Source organism: Desulfonatronospira thiodismutans ASO3-1 (assembly GCF_000174435.1).
In the GTDB taxonomy this organism is placed as follows: domain Bacteria; phylum Desulfobacterota; class Desulfovibrionia; order Desulfovibrionales; family Desulfonatronovibrionaceae; genus Desulfonatronospira; species Desulfonatronospira thiodismutans.
The window spans coordinates 462,652-479,365 of sequence record NZ_ACJN02000003.1 but is presented as its reverse complement, the minus strand read 5'-3'; the positions used below and the strand labels follow the sequence as shown (position 1 = coordinate 479,365).

The window sequence follows — 16,714 nt, the reverse complement described above, 5'->3', positions numbered from 1 at the left end:
ATTAAAATGGAAGCCATAGAAAAACTGGCGGAAAAAGTTGACCGCCTTCTGGAACTGAAGAACAGGCTGGAGCAGGAAAACCAGAGCTTGAGGCAGGAACTGGAGGCTGAGAAACAGAAGAACAATACGGTTGCAGCCAAAGTTGATGAATTGCTGCAAAAAATTGAAGATGAAACATCTTTTTGATGCCAGAGTACAACTTAAATATACTGGGGTTGGACTTAAATTTCAAAACAGATGCGGGTCCCGAACGTATCGAGCAGGCAAGGGCATATCTTGAAAAGAGATATACCGAACTGCAAAGCAGGGGCGGCAAGCTGAGCAAGGAAAGATTGCTTATATATCTTGCTCTGGGCCTGGCTGATGATTACCTTCAAAGTGACATCAGGCTTTCGGATTTACAGCAGAGAGTAGATGAACTGGTAAACAAGATAGATAGTCTTGAGGCTGACAATTAAGCTGGCTTTTTGGTCAGCATAGAAATATTCCTGGCAGGTACGTGATGGAGATGAGTTATTTTGAGCCAACATTAACCTCAAGGGAGCCGCTGCGCAGTTCTGGTGTGCATGCCCCGCAGAGTCCGGGGAAGCCTGAAGGAGCTGCTTTGGCGCCCACCTGTAAAAACGAGGTTCAAGATAATTCTCCACACGGCCTGCCGGGATAACTTTTGCCAGGTTTCGTCTTCTGCCCAGGATCGGCCTGCCTCCAATGCCTTTACGGCAGCTTACCGGACCCTCCGACAGCTTCTCATGTTGATGACGGTGTATTTTTTCAAGTGAAGCCGTATCATCACCGTTAATCCATTTATGGAAAATAAAATACGCTGACCGCATCACCCATAGCCGCCCCCTTGCGCATCTGTGCATCTTGTTTCCGGGATCGCAGCTAATGCCTGCTGGATCGCGGAGAAATAGAGCTTTACATATAAGGAGCAAACCATGTGGACAACCGTAATCATCACTGCCTTAATCGCCCTGGCAGTTGGAGCTGTTGCGGGATTCTGGGCTCAGAAGATTTTTTTCAACAAGAAGTACCAGGAGAACCAGGAGCTGGCCCAGAGAATTCTGGATGAAGCCAGGAAAGAAGCTTCAGCACAAAAAAAGGAAATCCTTCTTCAGGCCAAGGATGAGGCCTTCAAGCAGAAAAAGGAGCTGGAAGAGGATGCCAGGGAAAGGGAGAAAGAGTTAAAGAAACAGGAACAGAGGCTGCAGGAAAAGGAAGAAAGGCTGGAGAACAAGCTTGAAAAAGTGGCTCAAAAGGAAAGTGAAGTAGTCGCCTGGGAAAATCAGCTTACCAAGCAGGAACGTACTTTTGCCGAGAAGGAGGAGCACCTGCAGGAGCTTATTGACAACCAGAGCAAAAAACTCGAGGAGATATCCGGACTCACTACGGAAGAGGCCAGACACCGCCTGATGCAGGAAATTGAGAGCAAGACCAGGCATGAGGCGGCCAGGATGATCCGCCAGATCGAAATGGAAGCCCAGGAAACAGCTTCCAAGAAGGCCAGAGAGATTCTGGCGTTGTCCATACAGCGCTATGCCGGAGATTATGTATCCGAGCATACTGTTTCGGCCGTGGAACTGCCCAGCGAAGATATGAAGGGCCGCATCATCGGCAGGGAAGGCCGCAATATCAGGGCCATCGAAGCCGCCACCGGGGTGGATCTGATCATCGACGATACGCCTGAGACTGTAGTCCTGTCCGCCTATAGTCCTTTGCGGCGCGAAGTAGCCAAACAGTCTCTCGAGAGGCTCATAAGTGATGGCAGGATTCACCCTGCCCGGATCGAGGATATTGTTGAAAAGGTAAAAAAGGAACTGGACGTCAAACTGCGGGAAATCGGGGAACAGGCAACCTTTGACGTCGGGGTTCACGGCATACACCCAGAACTGATACGCCTGCTGGGCCACCTGCATTACCGCACCAGTTTTTCCCAGAATGTAATGCAGCATTCCATAGAAGTTGCCTTTCTGTGCGGGATTATGGCTGCAGAGCTGGGCCTGGATCAGAAAAAGGCCAAAAGGGCCGGTCTGCTGCACGACCTGGGCAAGGCGGTGGATCATGAGGTCGAGGGTCCTCACGCCATCATAGGAGCCGACCTGGCCAAAAAGCACAACGAATCCAAGGATATTGTTCATGCCATAGCAGCACACCACGAGGATGTGCAGCCTGCAAGCATTCTTGCAGTTCTGGTTCAGGCAGCTGACAGTCTGTCCGGGGCCAGGCCCGGGGCCAGGAAGGAACTCCTGGAAAATTATGTCAACCGCCTGGAAGAACTGGAGAAGATTGCTTCCAGTTTCAACGGAGTGAATCGTTCTTTTGCCATTCAGGCCGGAAGGGAACTTCGGGTTATGGTGGATTGCGATCATGTGGACGATGACGCCACTCACCTGATGTGTAAGGATATAGCCCAGAAGATCGAGGAGAGCATTACTTATCCCGGCCAGATCAAGGTGACTGTAATCCGGGAAAAGAGATCAGTGGGCTATGCCAAGTAGCTTAAGCCGGGGAAAAGCTGCAAGTGCCCGGGTCAGGGGAGCCTGGTGAACATGTGGACCGGGGAAAACAGTATGTTTGAGGTAACGATTTCGTAACTATTCACCAGGGTCCGGGGACTTCGCAAACAGGACGTAAAAAACTTCACCCTGATAAACCCTGCGAAGCAGGACCGCTATGCGGTGTTTAACAGGGCGAGCTCCAAGGAAGCGTAAATCAAAACCTATACACGAGTTTTTAAGCTGGAATAACTTCTATAATATTCTTCAAATCAAATTCGGTGTCTTACGGTTTTGATTAACGCTTCCTACGTCGTTCAGATCCCGCACTTACTTTCTGGCAAATTTTGTTTTGAAAGTTGGGCAGAACTAAGAAAGTAAGTGCGGGACCCTGTTTGCAAAGCCCCCGGACCCTGGATATCAGCGGTGCGCATAGATTGACCAATTTTATCGGATGGGGAAAAGTTACACGATTTCAAATTAAAGCGGAGATGAAATGAGCTGGAATCATCAGGAGGCCATGGCTTTGATTCGGCGTGGCAGTGTGGAGATTGTAAGCGAATCCGAACTGTTGAAAAAAATGGACAGAAAAAAGCCCCTCAGGGTCAAGGCAGGCTTTGATCCCACTGCACCTGACCTTCACCTGGGGCATACCGTGCTCATCCAGAAACTCAAGCATTTTCAGGAACTGGGACACCATGTACTCTTTCTCATTGGCGATTTTACAGGCATGATCGGAGACCCATCAGGTAAATCCGAGACCCGTAAGAAACTTACCCGCCAGGAAGTGATCCAAAACGCTGAAACCTACAAACGCCAGATATTCAGGATTCTGCATCCGGAAAAGACCGAACTGGTTTTCAACTCCACCTGGATGGACAAGTTTCATGCAGCGGATTTTGTGGAACTCTGCTCCAGGTATACAGTGGCCAGGATGATGGAAAGGGATGATTTTGACAAGCGTTTCCGGGAAAATCGCTCCATAGCTGTACACGAGTTTTTGTATCCTCTCATACAGGGATACGACTCCGTGGAGCTAAAAGCAGACGTGGAGCTTGGCGGTACGGACCAGAAATTCAATCTGCTGGTGGGCAGGGATCTGCAGCGCGAATACGGTCAGGAACCGCAGGTTATCCTGACAGTGCCCATACTGGAAGGCCTGGACGGGGTGCAGAAGATGAGTAAGTCCCTGGATAATTATGTGGGTATCGAAGAACCGGCCCGGGATATGTACGGCAAGCTCATGTCCATCTCCGACGAACTCATGTGGAGGTATTTCGAACTTCTCTCGGACAAGAATCTAAATGATATTGAAGCCATGCGGGAAAACGTGGAGCAGGGCAGGCTGCACCCCAAGTACTGCAAGGAAGAACTGGCCATGGAAATAACCGCCAGGTTTCATGACAGGCAGGCAGCAGAAAAGGAGAGGGAGAATTTCAACCGTGTCTTTTCGGCCCATGAAATGCCCCAGGATATGCCTGAATTCAGTGTTTCCCCGGCTGAAAACAAGAGGCTGGCTGATATTCTGGTGGAGAGCAGGCTTTGTCCGTCGCGCAGCGAAGCCAAAAGACTATGCAGACAAAAGGCAGTGGGACTTTACAACGGTGAGAAGCTTACAGACCCTGAGGCTGTGTTCGGTGCCGGGGAGTACACCCTGAAAGTGGGCAAAAAAAGGTTTTTAAAGCTTAAAGTACAATAACAAGGACTCTTACATGACAAGCAAAACGGGTTCAATATCAGCCGGGGTGTTGCAGGCAACCCTGGCCTGGGCCAGGATGATCCGCATTGAACATTCCATATTTGCTCTGCCTTTTGCCTACATGGGGCTTTTCTGGTCCGCTGAAGGATGGCCCGGCTGGCAGGTCTTCATCTTTCTGACCCTGGCCATGATAATGGTGCGCTCCTTTGCCATGACCCACAACAGGCTTACCGATCTCCCCCTGGACGCCCTGAACCCGAGAACCAGGGACAGGGCCCTGGTGACGGGGGAAATCCAGGTGCGACAGGCTTATTATTTTCTGGCAGCAAGCGCTGTTATATTTGTCCTGGCCTGCGCCTTTCTGAATCTCCCGGTTTTTCTGCTGGCCTTTTTTGCCCTGGCCTGGTCTGCAGTGTACAGCTATACCAAAAGGTGGACCAGTATATGCCACTTTTTTCTGGGTTCTGTCCTGGGTCTGGCTCCCCTGGCCGGGTGGATCGCCTATACACCGGAACTTACTCTGCCGGCGGTCTTTTTGTTTCTGGGTGTGCTTTTCTGGGTAGGAGGTTTCGACATACTTTACTCCACACAGGATATGGAGTTTGACCGGGAAAACGGACTCAAGTCCATCCCTGCCAGGCATGGGGCGGCCACTTCTTTTGCCCTGGCCGGATTCTCCCACGTCAATGCGGCTCTTTTTTTCCTGCTGGCAGGGATCGCCTTTGCCGCGTCCTGGCCCTATTATCTGGCCTGGTTTGTCGTGGCGGTGGTTCTTTTTATCGAGCACAGGATCATCTCCCCGGACAACCTGGAAAGGCTCAATGTCTCCTTCTTTACCCTGAATGCCCTTGTATCCGTAATCCTGCTGGCCGGGGTCCTGGCTGATGTTTTCCTGGTCAGTGGCTGAAAGGCATAAGATTTTCCAGGAACTAAAGTGGCAGATAAGTACTTGTTGATCAACTTCAGAAATATTTTACAGGGGTTTTCATGACCATGGACGAATTTCCAGCATACAGGGGAGATCTGAGATATCACTGCCTGGAGTGCAAGAGCGTTTATCCCGGGGACGAACTGCATTACACCTGCCCTGAATGCAGCGGGGTTTTTCTCCTGCAGGACCATAATTTCAGCGAGCTTAAAAAGACATCCGGGGAAGACTGGAGGGCTGTATTCGACCAGCGTGCAGCCGGCAAGATGACCCAGATGCAGGGCATCTTCAGATTTTTTGAACTTATCGCCCCGGTGGTGGATAAGGAAGATGTGGTCTATCTTGGGGAGGGTAATACTCCGGTGATTGAGTCTTCCCCCAGGCTGCAGAAAAATGTGGGCCGGAAAATGGCCTTTAAGAACGACGGCCAGAACCCCAGCGCATCATTTAAAGACCGGGGAATGGCCTGTGCCTTTAGTTATCTGAATCAGCTGGTGAAGAAAAACAACTGGGACCAGGTCCTGACCATCTGTGCCTCCACCGGAGACACTTCGGCTTCCGCGGCCCTTTATGCCGCCTATGTGGATGGACCGGTGAAATCAGTTGTTCTGCTCCCCCAGGGTAAAGTCACTTCGCAGCAGCTGTCTCAGCCTCTGGGCAGCGGGTCCGTGGTCATCGAACTGCCCGGAGTTTTTGATGACTGCATGCGCGTGGTGGAGTATCTGGCGGACAACTTCCGGGTGGCCCTTTTGAATTCCAAAAATCCCTGGAGAATCCTGGGCCAGGAGAGCTATGCCTTTGAGATCGCCCAGTGGAGCAACTGGGATATGGCCGGCAGGTGCGTGTTTGTGCCCATAGGCAATGCAGGCAATATTACAGCGGTCATGAACGGGTTTTTAAAGCTCAAAAAATTAGATATAATTGACGAGTTGCCCCGGATTTTCGGGGTGCAGTCCACTCACGCGGACCCGGTTTACCGCTATTACCGGCAAAATCCCGGGGACAGGAGCTATGCCCCGGTTGAAGTAACCCCCAGCGTGGCCCAGGCGGCCATGATCGGCAACCCGGTTTCTTTTCCCCGGGTGCGTGAACTGGCGGCGAAGTACCAGCAGGAGCAGGGTGAAGATGCCTTCAATGTAGTGCATGTCCAGGAGCAGCAGATAATTGAGTCCATGCTGCTGGCCAACCAGAATGGCCATATAGCCTGTACCCAGGGCGGGGAATGCCTGGCAGGACTTATTCAGGCCAGGGATCAGGGTCTTGTAGGTGCTGATGAGTTTTCCATTCTGGATGCCACAGCCCATGCCCTGAAGTTCAGCGGATTTCAGGAAATGTACTTCAACCGCTCCTTTTCCCCGGGCTACGGGATTACCCCCAGGCAGGAGTATATCAACCAGCCTCAGAGTGTGCTCAGTGAAGAGGACAAAGAGCGCATGAGCAAAGATGAGTTCACCAGGGCGGCGGTGAATGAAATGGTGCGTATACTGGGTCTTCAGGGCAACTGAGGTGCACATCCGGCCAGCATGAACAGTTCATGATCCCAGGTGTCCACGTTTTTCCTGAAAATTTTACTGCGCTGATAGAGTTTTTCGTTTTCTTTTCCATGTCCCCAGAAATCACTTATATACCTTTGGGGAACGAGAACCTGCAGGGGGCCTCCTGCACCAAGTCTCGAGGCCATGGCGGTCACGTATGCACCCAGGGCCCTGCCCCGGCATATGGCCCCCAGGGCGGGATGCCAGGGTCCGGCCTTTATCCGGGGCAGAAGTGAGCCTTCCGGGGCCAGGCCGGTTCTGATTACCGGTATCCCGGCCAGCCACATCCTGAGCAGGGCATTGGAAACCAGGGCCAGAGTGGTGTTTAAGGGCCAGGGCCTGTATTCACCCCTGGACCATTGCCGGGCCAGCAAAGTATCTTCCAGTACAAGGCAGGGGTACAGCCGGACTACAGCTGGCTGCATCTCTGCTGTAGCCTGCAGGTCCCTTGCAAAGCTTGCGGAGTCTGATCCGGGCAACCCCGGCATCAACTGAATTCCAAGCTCCAGAGAATTTTGTTTTATCCGCATCGAGGCGTCCAGGGCCTCTTCACCGCCATATCCCCTTTTTGAAAGAGACAGTACCCGGCTGTCAAAACTTTGTATCCCCAGTTCCACCATGTCCACCCCGTAGTCCCTAAGTAACCTGATCCGGCCTTGATCTATGCAGTCAGGCCTGGTGGAACAGCGAATATGGCTTACTGCTCCCGCCCTCCTTAGTTCCAGGGCTGTTTTAAGAAAAAGTTTTTGTGTGGCTGCAGGAAGGGCTGTAAAGGTCCCTCCGAAAAAGCCCAGGGAAAAAGGCTCCGGTTTTTTTTTAAACAGTGTGCATATATCCTGATGGATTCTTTGGACCTGCACTTCATGGGGCGTTGGCTGTTGTCCGGTCTGAGCCTCCTGGGAGCAGTAAATGCATTTGAAGGGGCATCCGGAAAAAGGCAGAAACACAGGGTAGAGGCGTTGTCTGGAGCTGTCCGGCTCAGGGTGTTTGAAATATAATCTGGTGAGGCTCATAAAATTAAATATAATCAGGGGTTGCAAAAAGCAGATTGATTGGATAAGATATCTTTCAGACAAAAGTTAAAAATAAAAGGGTGTTGTACAATAAAGACTAAGGCGGGCTTTGCCCGCAACCCAATAAAGAAAAGAACTTTTTTGACAGGATTAACCACGCCCAAGAAGCGTGGCAGGCTTAGATTAAGAGATTGATTAAGAGAAAAACATTTTTGTCCTGGCCGGAAGCCAGGCCAAAAGGTAATCACTCCAGCACTCACTTTTTTCCGGCACTCATGAATGTCGGAAGAAAGTGAGTGCTGGATGGTAAATTCAGTCAGCGGCATCAGGCCGGTGGCTGATTATCCTATCCATCCTGTTAATCCTGTCTAAGTTTCTTGTTTTGTATCTGTTTAGCGCTTTTAAGGAAAGCAGGGGACAGGCACTCCGGGACCCACTTGAGCATCATTTTGTGCTTAAAATATCTCATTTTTTGGGACAAGTGGGTCCCGGAAGAGCCAGTCCCCATGCCACATGCAAAGCGCTAAACAGATACCTTGTTTTTTATGACAGGGTTTCAGGAGTAAGTCACTGACATGTACCTGTGGAAATTTGTGCTGAGCACCTGATAATAAATAACTGACAACTGTTCACCCACAAGTTCGAAGTAGGCACTGCAAAAATCTCAAGAGGGCCTGGCCTGGAGCCTGGATGAAAGATCAGGATTCTTCAGACAGCAACTTTTTCAAGGAGGCAGCATGCAGGATTGCATTTTCTGTAAAATAGTCCGCGGAGAAATCCCCAGTGCAAAGGTTTATGAAAACGACTCAGTCCTTTGTTTTCTTGATGTTGCTCCTGCTGTCAGGGGGCACAGCCTGGTAATTCCCAGGGAGCACGTAGAAAATATCCTGGAAATACCTGAAGATATGGCAGCCCATTTGCACGAAGCAATCCGCAGGGTGGGCCGGGGTATTATTCAGGGTCTAAAGGCCGACGGGTTCAATGTCGGCATGAACAACTTCCAGGCCGCGGGACAGGTGGTAATGCATGCCCACTGGCATTTGATCCCCCGTTTTCACGGAGACGGCCTGCAGCTCTGGCCTCAGTACAAGTATGATAATAATGAAGAGATGCAGGATTTTGCCCGGAAAATCTCTTCGGCTATTTCATAGGTCCGGTTTCAGCCCGGAGTAATGTATCACCAGCACAGCCTTTGCCGGCAGGGGTTTTCAGGTTCATGCAGAAAAAACACAGGAGGAGGTTTATGGTCAACACCCTAACCAAGTCGGATCTGGTGGACAGGGTATACGAGCAAAGCGACCGAAAGCGTGCAGAGGTCAAAGGGCAGATAGAGCATCTGCTGGATATCATCAAGCAGGCCATAAAAAAAGACCATTCCCTGCTCATAAGCGGTTTCGGCAAGTTCGAGACCTACGACAAGAAGCCCAGAAAGGGCCGCAACCCTCAGACCAGCGAGGCTATAATTCTTCCCGGGCGGAAAGTAGTGGTTTTCAGATTGTCGCGTAAATTCCGCTCAGAGATCAATCAGCAATGATGAAGGCTTCCGGGTAGCTTTCCCTGAGGCTGTCCCTGGCTTTTTCCGCCTGGCCGACGTTTTCGAAACGACCGGCCTGTACACGCCACACGGTCTGGCCGCCGGAATCATTTTTCTGCAGGCGTGTCTCGCTGTATCCCTTTTCCTGAACCCGGCCCTTTTTGTTTTCGGCGTTTTCTCTGGTGGTAAAGGACCCCACCTGAACATAGAAAGTGCCGGGCAACTCATCCCTGGGGGCGCTGCCCACAGCCTTGACCCTCACCGGGGCAGTGCCCGGCCCTATCATATCCAGTTCTTTGGCCGCTGCCATGGAAAGGTCTATGATGCGGTCGTCTACAAAAGGACCGCGATCATTAATCCTGAGCCGGATGCTTTTATCGTTTTCCAGATTGGTCACCTCCACCTTTGTATGCATAGGCAGGATTCTGTGGGCTGAACTTATTTCGTACATATTGTAGACTTCTCCGCTGGCGGTTTTTTTGCCGTGAAACTTGGGTCCGTACCAGGAAGCAATACCCTCCTCTTCAAAACCTTCCGATGAGGACAAAGGGATGTAGGTCTGTCCCAGGACTGTGTATTTGCGGGCCCTGTCCAGCTTTTCTTCCGGGGGTTCCGGTCTGACTGGTTCTCTCTCGGGTTCTTCAATCCTGGGGGGTGGGGTGGGCGGAGAGACCTTGCGCGGGGAACACGCCGCAGTCAGAGCTACTGCTGAAATGATAAAAAATATGACCAGGTAACCGAAAAAAGATCTTTTCATACTTTGCTTCCTGTGTTTTATTTTGCTGGTGTCCGCCAAATCTTTGTACAAGGATATATGTCGAAAAAAGTATACTTCACGGATTCAGGCTTATGCTTCAAGCAGGGGAGGCACAAGGCCTGAAGACCGGCAAGAGACATGTTCAGGGTGTGCTGTTGCAGATTATTCATCAGCAGGAAAACTGTTTTCCAGTAAGTAACAGGTTAGCCATTTGCATGTGGCATGGGGACAGTTCCGCACTTATTTTTCCAGGGCCAACAGCTGAAAATTGTCCATCAGAAAAAAAATAAACGCGGAACTGTCCCCTGCTTTCCTCAACAAGGGCTAAGCTTTTACTCCAGTACAAACTCCATATTATTTAAAAATGTCCATGAGAGCAAGTGATGAGTTCCGTCAGTTCCTTACGCATTTTCAGTCCGGGCAGGGCAGGATGATTTGTGCAGGTTTGTCCTTGATAATTTTTTAATCAGTGATATCAGTTATTAGTAGTAAGTCGGCTCGTTACCGGGGTTTATTTGTTTGTCTTCGTTGTGAGAAATTTTTATCAAATTTTTAAATATGGCAGTTTTATTTTGTGTATTTTGATTTAACTACTTGTTTTTACTGTTTTTTTGTTGTTTAATATTTGTTAAAACAGGTCTTGACTTATGTATGCTTGTGCGTGTTATAACAAACTCAAAGGAAATGGAGCATATTAATAATTCATTACCATTTGCTAAAGGGGGTCAAGAATGAGCGCGGAAAAAGTAGGCGCGGTCATGGTTGTCGGCGGAGGAATCGCTGGTATCCAGTCAGCCCTGGACCTGGCTGACGCTGGATACTATGTCTATCTGTTGGAGAAGTCTTCCGGTATAGGCGGGGCCATGGCCCAGCTGGACAAGACTTTTCCCACCAACGATTGTGCAATGTGAATTATTTCGCCTAAACTGGTCGAGTGCGGTCGGCACTTGAATATCGAGCTTTTGACCCTGGCCGAGGTGGAAGGAATCAGCGGCCGGGAAGGCAACTTCAGCGTCAAGGTGCGCCAGAAGCCGCGCATTATTGACATGGACAAATGTATAGCCTGTAACCTGTGTGCGGAAAAGTGTCCCAAGAAAGTTCCGGACGAGTTCAACGAGGGGCTGGACAAGCGCAAGTCGGCATACATCAAGTACGGGCAGACCGTACCCTTGAAGTACGCCATTGAAAAGGAGACATGTATCTTTTTTGTCAAGGGCGGCAACAAGGGCGAAAAAGGCAAGGGCAAATGCCGGGCCTGTGAAAAGTACTGCCCCACCGGGGCCATTGATCTGGACCAGGATTTCCAGGACGAAATCAAGGAAATAAACGTCGGTTCGGTCATTTTGACCCCGGGATTCAAGCCCTTTGACCCTTCCGCCTTTGATACCTATGCCTATTCCCAGTTCAAGGACGTGGTCACCAGCATGGAATATGAGAGGCTTCTCTCTTCCAACGGTCCATGCATGGGACATCTCACCCGGCCTTCCGACGGCAGCGAGCCCAAGAAGATAGCCTGGCTGCAGTGCGTAGGCTCCAGAAACATCAATAAATGCGACAACGGCTACTGTTCCTCGGTCTGCTGCATGTACGCCATCAAGCAGTCCATGGTAACGGCGGAGCATACCACCGGAGATACGGACCAGGCCATTTTCTACATGGATATCCGTACCCACGGCAAGGAGTTTGACAAGTACTTTGAGCAGGCCAAAGAAAACGGTGTGCGTTTTGTCCAGAGCCGTATCCACACAGTTTATCCCGGACAGGACGGCTGCGGGGTAAAGGTGGAGTACTTCAACGACCAGACCGGGGAGAGGGTCAAGGAGGAGTTTGACCTCCTGGTTCTGTCGGTTGGGCTGGAAAATTCCAAAAGTTCCGTTGACCTGGCAGAGGTGCTGGGAGTGGAGCTGGACAAGTATAAATTCGCGGACAGTTCCAGTTTTACCCCGTCAGCCACCAACGTCCCCGGCATTTATGCCAGTGGATGTTACCAGGGACCCAAGGATATCCCCCAGTCGGTAACCGATGCCTCCTGCGCCGCTGCTTCGGCTTCCATATCCCTTAGCAGTCAGCGCGGAAGCCTGACCCAGGAAAGAACATTCCCACCGGAAAAAGAAGTGTCCGGAGAAGAGCCCAGGGTGGGCGTCTTTGTGTGCTCCTGCGGCATCAATATCGCCGGCACCATAGATGTCAACGAGCTGGTGGAATATTCCAAGTCTCTGCCCAACGTGGTCATGGTGGAAAACAATCTCTTTTCCTGCTCCCAGGATACCCAGGTCATGCTCAAGGACAAGATCCAGGAGCACAACCTGAACAGAGTGGTGGTGGCGGCCTGTACTCCCAGGACCCACGAGCCTCTTTTCCGGGAGACCATGAAGGATGCCGGGCTTAATGAGTATCTGTTTGAAATGGCCAACATCCGCAACCAGAACAGCTGGGTGCACGGCAAGGAGCCTGAAAAGGCCCTGGACAAGGCCAAGGACCAGGTACGCATGGCAGTGGTCAAGGCCTCCATGCTCCAGCCCCTGGAGCACCTCTCGGTAAACGTCAACCAGAGCGCGCTGGTTGTTGGAGGCGGTCTCTCAGGCATGGTCAGCGCCCTGGGACTGGCTGACCAGGGATATGAGACCATCCTGCTGGAAAAGGCGGACAAGCTGGGCGGCAACGCCTGGAACCTGGCCTCCACCTGGCGCGGGGAACAGATAAAGCCCTATCTGGAAGAGCTCATTTCCAGGGTAGAAAACCACTCCAGTATAAAAGTATATAAAAACGCCCAGCTCAAGACCAATAAGGGCGCTGTGGGCGATTTTGTAAGTGAGATAGAAGTAAACGGCGAGAAAAAGGCCATAAAGTACGGCATAGCTGTCGTCTGCACCGGGGGCCAGGAACACAAACCCCAGGAATACCTCTATGGCCAGGATGAACGGGTCTTTACCCACCTGGAATTCGACCGGGAGATGTCCGAGCACGCACCAGCCCTGGACAAGGCCAAAGGGGCCGTTTTTATTCAGTGCGTGGGATCACGGGAGCCGGACAGGCCCTACTGCAGCCGGGTGTGCTGCACACACACCATGCATTCGGCCATCAAGCTGAAGAAAGCCAACCCCAAAATGCCGGTATATGTTCTTTACCGGGATATCAGGACTTACGGTGCCCGGGAGGACCTGTACAAAGAGGCCCGGGAACTGGGGGTCATCTTCATCCAGTACGAACTGGACAACAAGCCCAGAGTCAGCAAGGACGGGGACGACCTGGTGGTGATGGCCAGGGACCACATCCTGTACCGGGACGTGGAAATAAGGCCCAGCTACCTGGTGCTGGCTTCAGCAGTGGTACCTACAGAACACAAAGAACTGGTGGAACTCTACAAGTGCGGACTCAACAGCGAGGGATTTCTCCAGGAGGCCCACGCCAAGTTAAGGCCCGTGGACATGAGCGTGGACGGTATGTTCCTGGCTGGACTTTGCCACTACCCCAAGCCTGTGGACGAGTGCATTGCCCAGGCCCAGGCCGCAGTGTCCAGGGCATCCACAATCCTGTCCAGGTCAGTAATGCCCCTGGACTCCATCAAGTCCTTTGTTACGGAAAATTGTGACGGTTGCGCCATATGCGTGGACACCTGCCCTTACGGGGCCATCGGTCTGACAGACTACGATGTGGAGGGTGTTCAGCACAAGAAAATCGAAACCAACAAGGCCCTGTGCAAGGGTTGCGGCATCTGTGAAGCCACCTGCCCCAAGCAGGGAGTGTTTGTGCACGGTTTTACCAATGAGCAGCTCAGGGCACAGGTACATGCTGTCCTGGAAAATGTCTAAAAAACCAAGGAGATATAACGATGGCTGAACATAAAGAACCTGTCATTGTGGGATTTCTCTGCAACTGGTGCGCTTATGCCGGAGCTGACCTGGCCGGCGTGTCCAGGCTGCAGTATCCGCCCAACATGCGTGCCATCAGGGTCATGTGCTCCGGGATGGTGCATCCCAACCTGGTGGTGGAGGCCCTGGAAAAAGGCGCCGACGGCGTCCTGGTCCTGGGCTGACACCTTGGTGAATGTCATTACCTGGATGGTAATCACAAGGCATACGCCAGGGCCCAGGCCATAAAGCTGGTATTGGAAGACCTGGACATTGATCCCGAGAGGTTCAGGCTGGACTGGGTATCTTCAGCAGAGGCACCAAGGTTCGCCAAGGTGGTCAATGAATTTACCGATAAAATCAAGTCCCTGGGGCCCAATCCCCTGCGGGTCAGCAAGGAAACCCAGAGCGCATAGCGCTCAAGGTCCTTTCATTTCCTTAACGGAGGTATTTATATGACCAAGGTAACAGTAGCCGAAGAATGGCTGAATGCCTGTGCCGGCTGTGAAATAGCCATATTGAACGTGGGCGATGTCCTGGTGGATCTGCTGGTAAACAACCTGGATTTTGTGCATATACCGGTCATCCTGGATAAGAAGTATTTCGGGCAGACCGGTGAGGAAGAGCATCTGAGCATCCCCGAGGCGGTGGTGGGCATCGTCTCCGGCGGGGTCAGAAACGAGGAGCACAAAGAAGTTCTGCTGGAGATGCGCAAGAAATGCCAGATCCTTATAGCTTTGGGGACCTGTGCCACTGACGGCGGGATCCCGGCAATGATCAACATGTATTCCGATGAGGAACTAAAAAAGTTCACCTACAAGGATTCACCTACAACCGATCCTGCGGACTACCCAACAGAGCATATTCCACCTCTTCTGGATCAGTGTTATGCCCTGGATGAACTGGTCAAGGTGGACCTGTACCTGCCAGGATGCCCGCCGCATCCGGACTGGATCGCCGGGGCCGTCCTGGCCCTTCTGGAAGGCAAGACCGAATACCGGATGCCGGAAAAGTCTGTCTGTGATGCCTGTCCCACCATAAGAGAAAGCAAGAAGGGTCTTGCAGACATAAAGCGCATGCTGTCCGCCCCGGAATTCGACCCGGAAAAGCCCCTGGACGAGATGCGCTGCCTGCTGGAGCAGGGCTTTCTGTGCCTGGGACCTGTCACTGGAGTAGGATGCGGAGGCAAAGAAGGGGCTCCCAGGTGCATTTCCGCCAGGGTGCCCTGCCGGGGATGCTACGGTCCTGTGAGAAAAGGTGCCAAGCCTCTGGTGGATTATATGGGGGCCCTGGCTTCTGTGGGGTTTGATCCAAACAAGATGCCGGACCGCCGGGGATACCTGGCCCGTTTTTCCGGGGCCCACGGCACACTCAAAAGACCCGTTAGGAGGTAGACATGGGTAAGACACTGAATATAGCTCCCATAACCCGCATAGAGGGGCATGCCAGCGTGGCTGTGCACCTGGATGATACCGGAAATGTTTCCGATGCCAGGCTGCATGTACTCTCCCTGCGCGGGTTTGAACAATTTGTACTGGGCCGTCCCGTAGAGGAAGTGCCCAGGATCGTAAACCGCATCTGCGGGATCTGCCCCTGGCAGCATCACCTGGCCTCCAACAAGGCTGCAGATGAATGTCTGGGGCTGGAACTGCCTCCCACGGGCAGAAAGCTAAGGGAACTGTGCCAGATGATGGCCTACATCCCGGACAAGATCCTGCATTTTTACTTCCTTGCTGCCCCGGATTTTGTCCTGGGACCTGACTCGGACTATTCCGTGCGCAATGTGGTGGGCATCGTGGGGGCCAATCCTGAGCTGGCTAAAAAGGTAGTGCACATGCGCTACAAGGGACAGATGATGCTGGAAAAGTTCGCCGGCAAGGTCATTCATCCCATTGCAGGTGTGGTGGGCGGTTTTTCCAAGCCCCTCAAGGAAGAGGAGCGAAAAGAGATCCTGCAAGGCATCCAGGAACTCAAAGAGTTCAGCCTGTTCACCATCAAGTTTGCCCGGGAAGAGGTCTTTCCCAAGTACCTGGATGCAGTCAAGGTCCTGGGAGTATTTCCTTCCGGCTACCTGGGCACTGTTCGTCCATCTGACGGAGCCCTGGAACTGTATGATGGAGAACTGAGGCTCATGGACCAGAATGGTGAGTATGACCAGTTCAAGTACTCCGAGTATATGAATTACATTGGCGAACATACCGAGCCATGGTCCTATCTCAAGTTCCCTTACGCCAAGAAATGGGGAGACCTCAAACTGGACGAGAACGACCCCGTGGGTGTGTACCGGGCCAATACCCTGGCCCGCATCAATGTCTGCGACCAGATGGCCACTCCCAAGGCCCAGGAGGAACTGGACATCTTCCGCAAGGAATTCGGACGTCCCACGCACCTGACCCTTCTTTACCACTGGGCCAGGCTCATCGAACTGGTTCAGGCCTGCGAGCGGGCTGAGGAGCTGTTAAACGACCCTGAAATCACCGGCCGGGAGATCAGGTGTCAGGATATTCAACCCAGAGCAGGCGAAGGAGTCGGCTGTGTGGAAGCCCCCAGGGGCACCCTTATTCACCACTACCAGACAGACGACAATGGCTTTGTGACTATGGCCAACCTGATTGTGGGCACCACTCACAACAATGCGCCCATGAACCTCTCGGTGCGTCAGGCGGCCAAGGCGGTAATCAAGGACGGAAACTACGATCAGGGTCTTTTGAACCGGGTGGAGATGGCCATACGCGCCTACGACCCGTGAATGAGCTGTGCTACTCACCGCCTGGATGGCGGCGTAAACGTAGAGCTCAAGGTTCTGGATTCCAGCGGCAACGTCCTGGATACAATGGGGACATAAAGCAGCTTTTGACAGTTCCTTGAAAATAGTGCCGCGGTATTGTTAGACAGGAGAAGT

General features: G+C 52.1%; 15 protein-coding genes and 1 other RNA gene. 13 read left to right on the top strand and 3 right to left on the bottom strand.

Annotation, left to right across the window (positions count from 1 at the left end; all coding sequences use genetic code 11):
• Nucleotides 1–6: 6 nt before the first annotated feature.
• From DTHIO_RS14130 to thrC, 7 genes are all read left to right on the top strand, one after another.
• Nucleotides 7–186, top strand: coding sequence for a hypothetical protein (locus DTHIO_RS14130; protein ID WP_008870941.1), 180 nt, complete (start codon nucleotides 7–9; stop codon nucleotides 184–186).
• Complete coding sequence (locus DTHIO_RS14125; protein ID WP_008870940.1) at nucleotides 186–458, top strand: cell division protein ZapA; 273 nt, start codon at nucleotides 186–188, stop codon at nucleotides 456–458. Before DTHIO_RS14130 ends, DTHIO_RS14125 begins: the two co-directional genes overlap by 1 nt.
• A 24-nt stretch (nucleotides 459–482) precedes the next feature.
• Nucleotides 483–666: non-coding RNA, 6S RNA (gene ssrS / locus DTHIO_RS20605), on the top strand.
• Between the two features lie 272 nt (nucleotides 667–938).
• On the top strand, nucleotides 939–2,498 hold the full coding sequence (gene rny / locus DTHIO_RS14120) for a ribonuclease Y (RefSeq protein WP_008870939.1): 1,560 nt from the start codon (nucleotides 939–941) through the stop codon (nucleotides 2,496–2,498).
• A 493-nt stretch (nucleotides 2,499–2,991) separates the two neighbouring features.
• Entirely contained in the window at nucleotides 2,992–4,194 is a 1,203-nt protein-coding gene (gene tyrS / locus DTHIO_RS14115; RefSeq protein WP_008870938.1) for a tyrosine--tRNA ligase, read from the top strand.
• A gap of 13 nt (nucleotides 4,195–4,207) precedes the next feature.
• Nucleotides 4,208–5,101 carry a 4-hydroxybenzoate octaprenyltransferase gene (locus DTHIO_RS14110; RefSeq protein ID WP_008870937.1) on the top strand — a complete coding sequence of 298 codons (894 nt, stop codon included), beginning with the start codon at nucleotides 4,208–4,210 and terminating at the stop codon, nucleotides 5,099–5,101.
• Between the two features lie 80 nt (nucleotides 5,102–5,181).
• The gene (gene thrC / locus DTHIO_RS14105) at nucleotides 5,182–6,627 is read left to right on the top strand and encodes a threonine synthase (RefSeq protein WP_008870936.1); all 1,446 of its coding nucleotides are present in this window, start codon (nucleotides 5,182–5,184) and stop codon (nucleotides 6,625–6,627) included.
• Here the strand turns inward: thrC and DTHIO_RS14100 are convergent.
• Complete coding sequence (locus DTHIO_RS14100) at nucleotides 6,615–7,670, bottom strand: elongator complex protein 3 (protein WP_008870935.1); 1,056 nt, start codon at nucleotides 7,668–7,670, stop codon at nucleotides 6,615–6,617. The genes thrC and DTHIO_RS14100 overlap by 13 nt on opposite strands.
• Nucleotides 7,671–7,684: 14 nt before the next feature.
• Nucleotides 7,685–7,996, bottom strand: coding sequence for a hypothetical protein (locus DTHIO_RS21185; RefSeq protein ID WP_144311539.1), 312 nt, complete (start codon nucleotides 7,994–7,996; stop codon nucleotides 7,685–7,687).
• Between the two features lie 411 nt (nucleotides 7,997–8,407).
• Here DTHIO_RS21185 and DTHIO_RS14095 point away from each other — a divergent pair, with 411 nt between their 5' ends.
• Together DTHIO_RS14095 and DTHIO_RS14090 are read left to right on the top strand one after the other, a co-directional pair.
• Nucleotides 8,408–8,821 (top strand): HIT family protein, encoded by a 414-nt coding sequence (locus tag DTHIO_RS14095; RefSeq protein ID WP_008870934.1) that lies wholly within the window; start codon nucleotides 8,408–8,410, stop codon nucleotides 8,819–8,821.
• Between the two features lie 92 nt (nucleotides 8,822–8,913).
• Nucleotides 8,914–9,204: an integration host factor subunit alpha gene (locus DTHIO_RS14090; RefSeq protein ID WP_008870933.1), complete on the top strand. Its 291-nt coding sequence runs from the start codon at nucleotides 8,914–8,916 to the stop codon at nucleotides 9,202–9,204.
• Here DTHIO_RS14090 and DTHIO_RS14085 read toward each other — a convergent pair.
• Nucleotides 9,191–9,961: a septal ring lytic transglycosylase RlpA family protein gene (locus DTHIO_RS14085; RefSeq protein WP_008870932.1), complete on the bottom strand. Its 771-nt coding sequence runs from the start codon at nucleotides 9,959–9,961 to the stop codon at nucleotides 9,191–9,193. The two genes, DTHIO_RS14090 and DTHIO_RS14085, sit on opposite strands and share 14 nt — an antisense overlap.
• 731 nt (nucleotides 9,962–10,692) lie before the next feature.
• Here DTHIO_RS14085 and DTHIO_RS14075 point away from each other — a divergent pair.
• The 4 genes from DTHIO_RS14075 to DTHIO_RS14060 are packed head-to-tail and all read left to right on the top strand — an operon-like array spanning nucleotide 10,693 to nucleotide 16,657.
• Complete coding sequence (locus tag DTHIO_RS14075; protein ID WP_008870931.1) at nucleotides 10,693–13,773, top strand: FAD-dependent oxidoreductase; 3,081 nt, start codon at nucleotides 10,693–10,695, stop codon at nucleotides 13,771–13,773.
• Nucleotides 13,774–13,793: 20 nt separating this feature from the next.
• Nucleotides 13,794–14,228 (top strand): hydrogenase iron-sulfur subunit, encoded by a 435-nt coding sequence (locus tag DTHIO_RS14070; RefSeq protein ID WP_008870930.1) that lies wholly within the window; start codon nucleotides 13,794–13,796, stop codon nucleotides 14,226–14,228.
• Between the two features lie 39 nt (nucleotides 14,229–14,267).
• Nucleotides 14,268–15,206 carry an NADH-quinone oxidoreductase subunit B family protein gene (locus DTHIO_RS14065; protein ID WP_008870929.1) on the top strand — a complete coding sequence of 313 codons (939 nt, stop codon included), beginning with the start codon at nucleotides 14,268–14,270 and terminating at the stop codon, nucleotides 15,204–15,206.
• 2 nt (nucleotides 15,207–15,208) lie between these two features.
• Nucleotides 15,209–16,657, top strand: coding sequence for a nickel-dependent hydrogenase large subunit (locus DTHIO_RS14060; RefSeq protein ID WP_083804005.1), 1,449 nt, complete (start codon nucleotides 15,209–15,211; stop codon nucleotides 16,655–16,657).
• Nucleotides 16,658–16,714 lie beyond the last annotated feature (57 nt).

Excerpts from the sequence above, each read along its gene's own strand:
- DTHIO_RS14130 (WP_008870941.1), top strand. The coding sequence starts at position 7 with ATGGAAGCCATAGAAAAACTGGCGGAAAAAGTTGACCGCCTTCTGGAA.
- DTHIO_RS14125 (WP_008870940.1), top strand. The coding sequence starts at position 186 with ATGCCAGAGTACAACTTAAATATACTGGGGTTGGACTTAAATTTCAAA.
- rny (WP_008870939.1), top strand. The coding sequence starts at position 939 with ATGTGGACAACCGTAATCATCACTGCCTTAATCGCCCTGGCAGTTGGA.
- tyrS (WP_008870938.1), top strand. The coding sequence starts at position 2,992 with ATGAGCTGGAATCATCAGGAGGCCATGGCTTTGATTCGGCGTGGCAGT.
- DTHIO_RS14110 (WP_008870937.1), top strand. The coding sequence starts at position 4,208 with ATGACAAGCAAAACGGGTTCAATATCAGCCGGGGTGTTGCAGGCAACC.
- thrC (WP_008870936.1), top strand. The coding sequence starts at position 5,182 with ATGACCATGGACGAATTTCCAGCATACAGGGGAGATCTGAGATATCAC.
- DTHIO_RS14100 (WP_008870935.1), bottom strand. The coding sequence starts at position 7,670 with ATGAGCCTCACCAGATTATATTTCAAACACCCTGAGCCGGACAGCTCC.
- DTHIO_RS21185 (WP_144311539.1), bottom strand. The coding sequence starts at position 7,996 with ATGCCGCTGACTGAATTTACCATCCAGCACTCACTTTCTTCCGACATT.
- DTHIO_RS14095 (WP_008870934.1), top strand. The coding sequence starts at position 8,408 with ATGCAGGATTGCATTTTCTGTAAAATAGTCCGCGGAGAAATCCCCAGT.
- DTHIO_RS14090 (WP_008870933.1), top strand. The coding sequence starts at position 8,914 with ATGGTCAACACCCTAACCAAGTCGGATCTGGTGGACAGGGTATACGAG.
- DTHIO_RS14085 (WP_008870932.1), bottom strand. The coding sequence starts at position 9,961 with ATGAAAAGATCTTTTTTCGGTTACCTGGTCATATTTTTTATCATTTCA.
- DTHIO_RS14065 (WP_008870929.1), top strand. The coding sequence starts at position 14,268 with ATGACCAAGGTAACAGTAGCCGAAGAATGGCTGAATGCCTGTGCCGGC.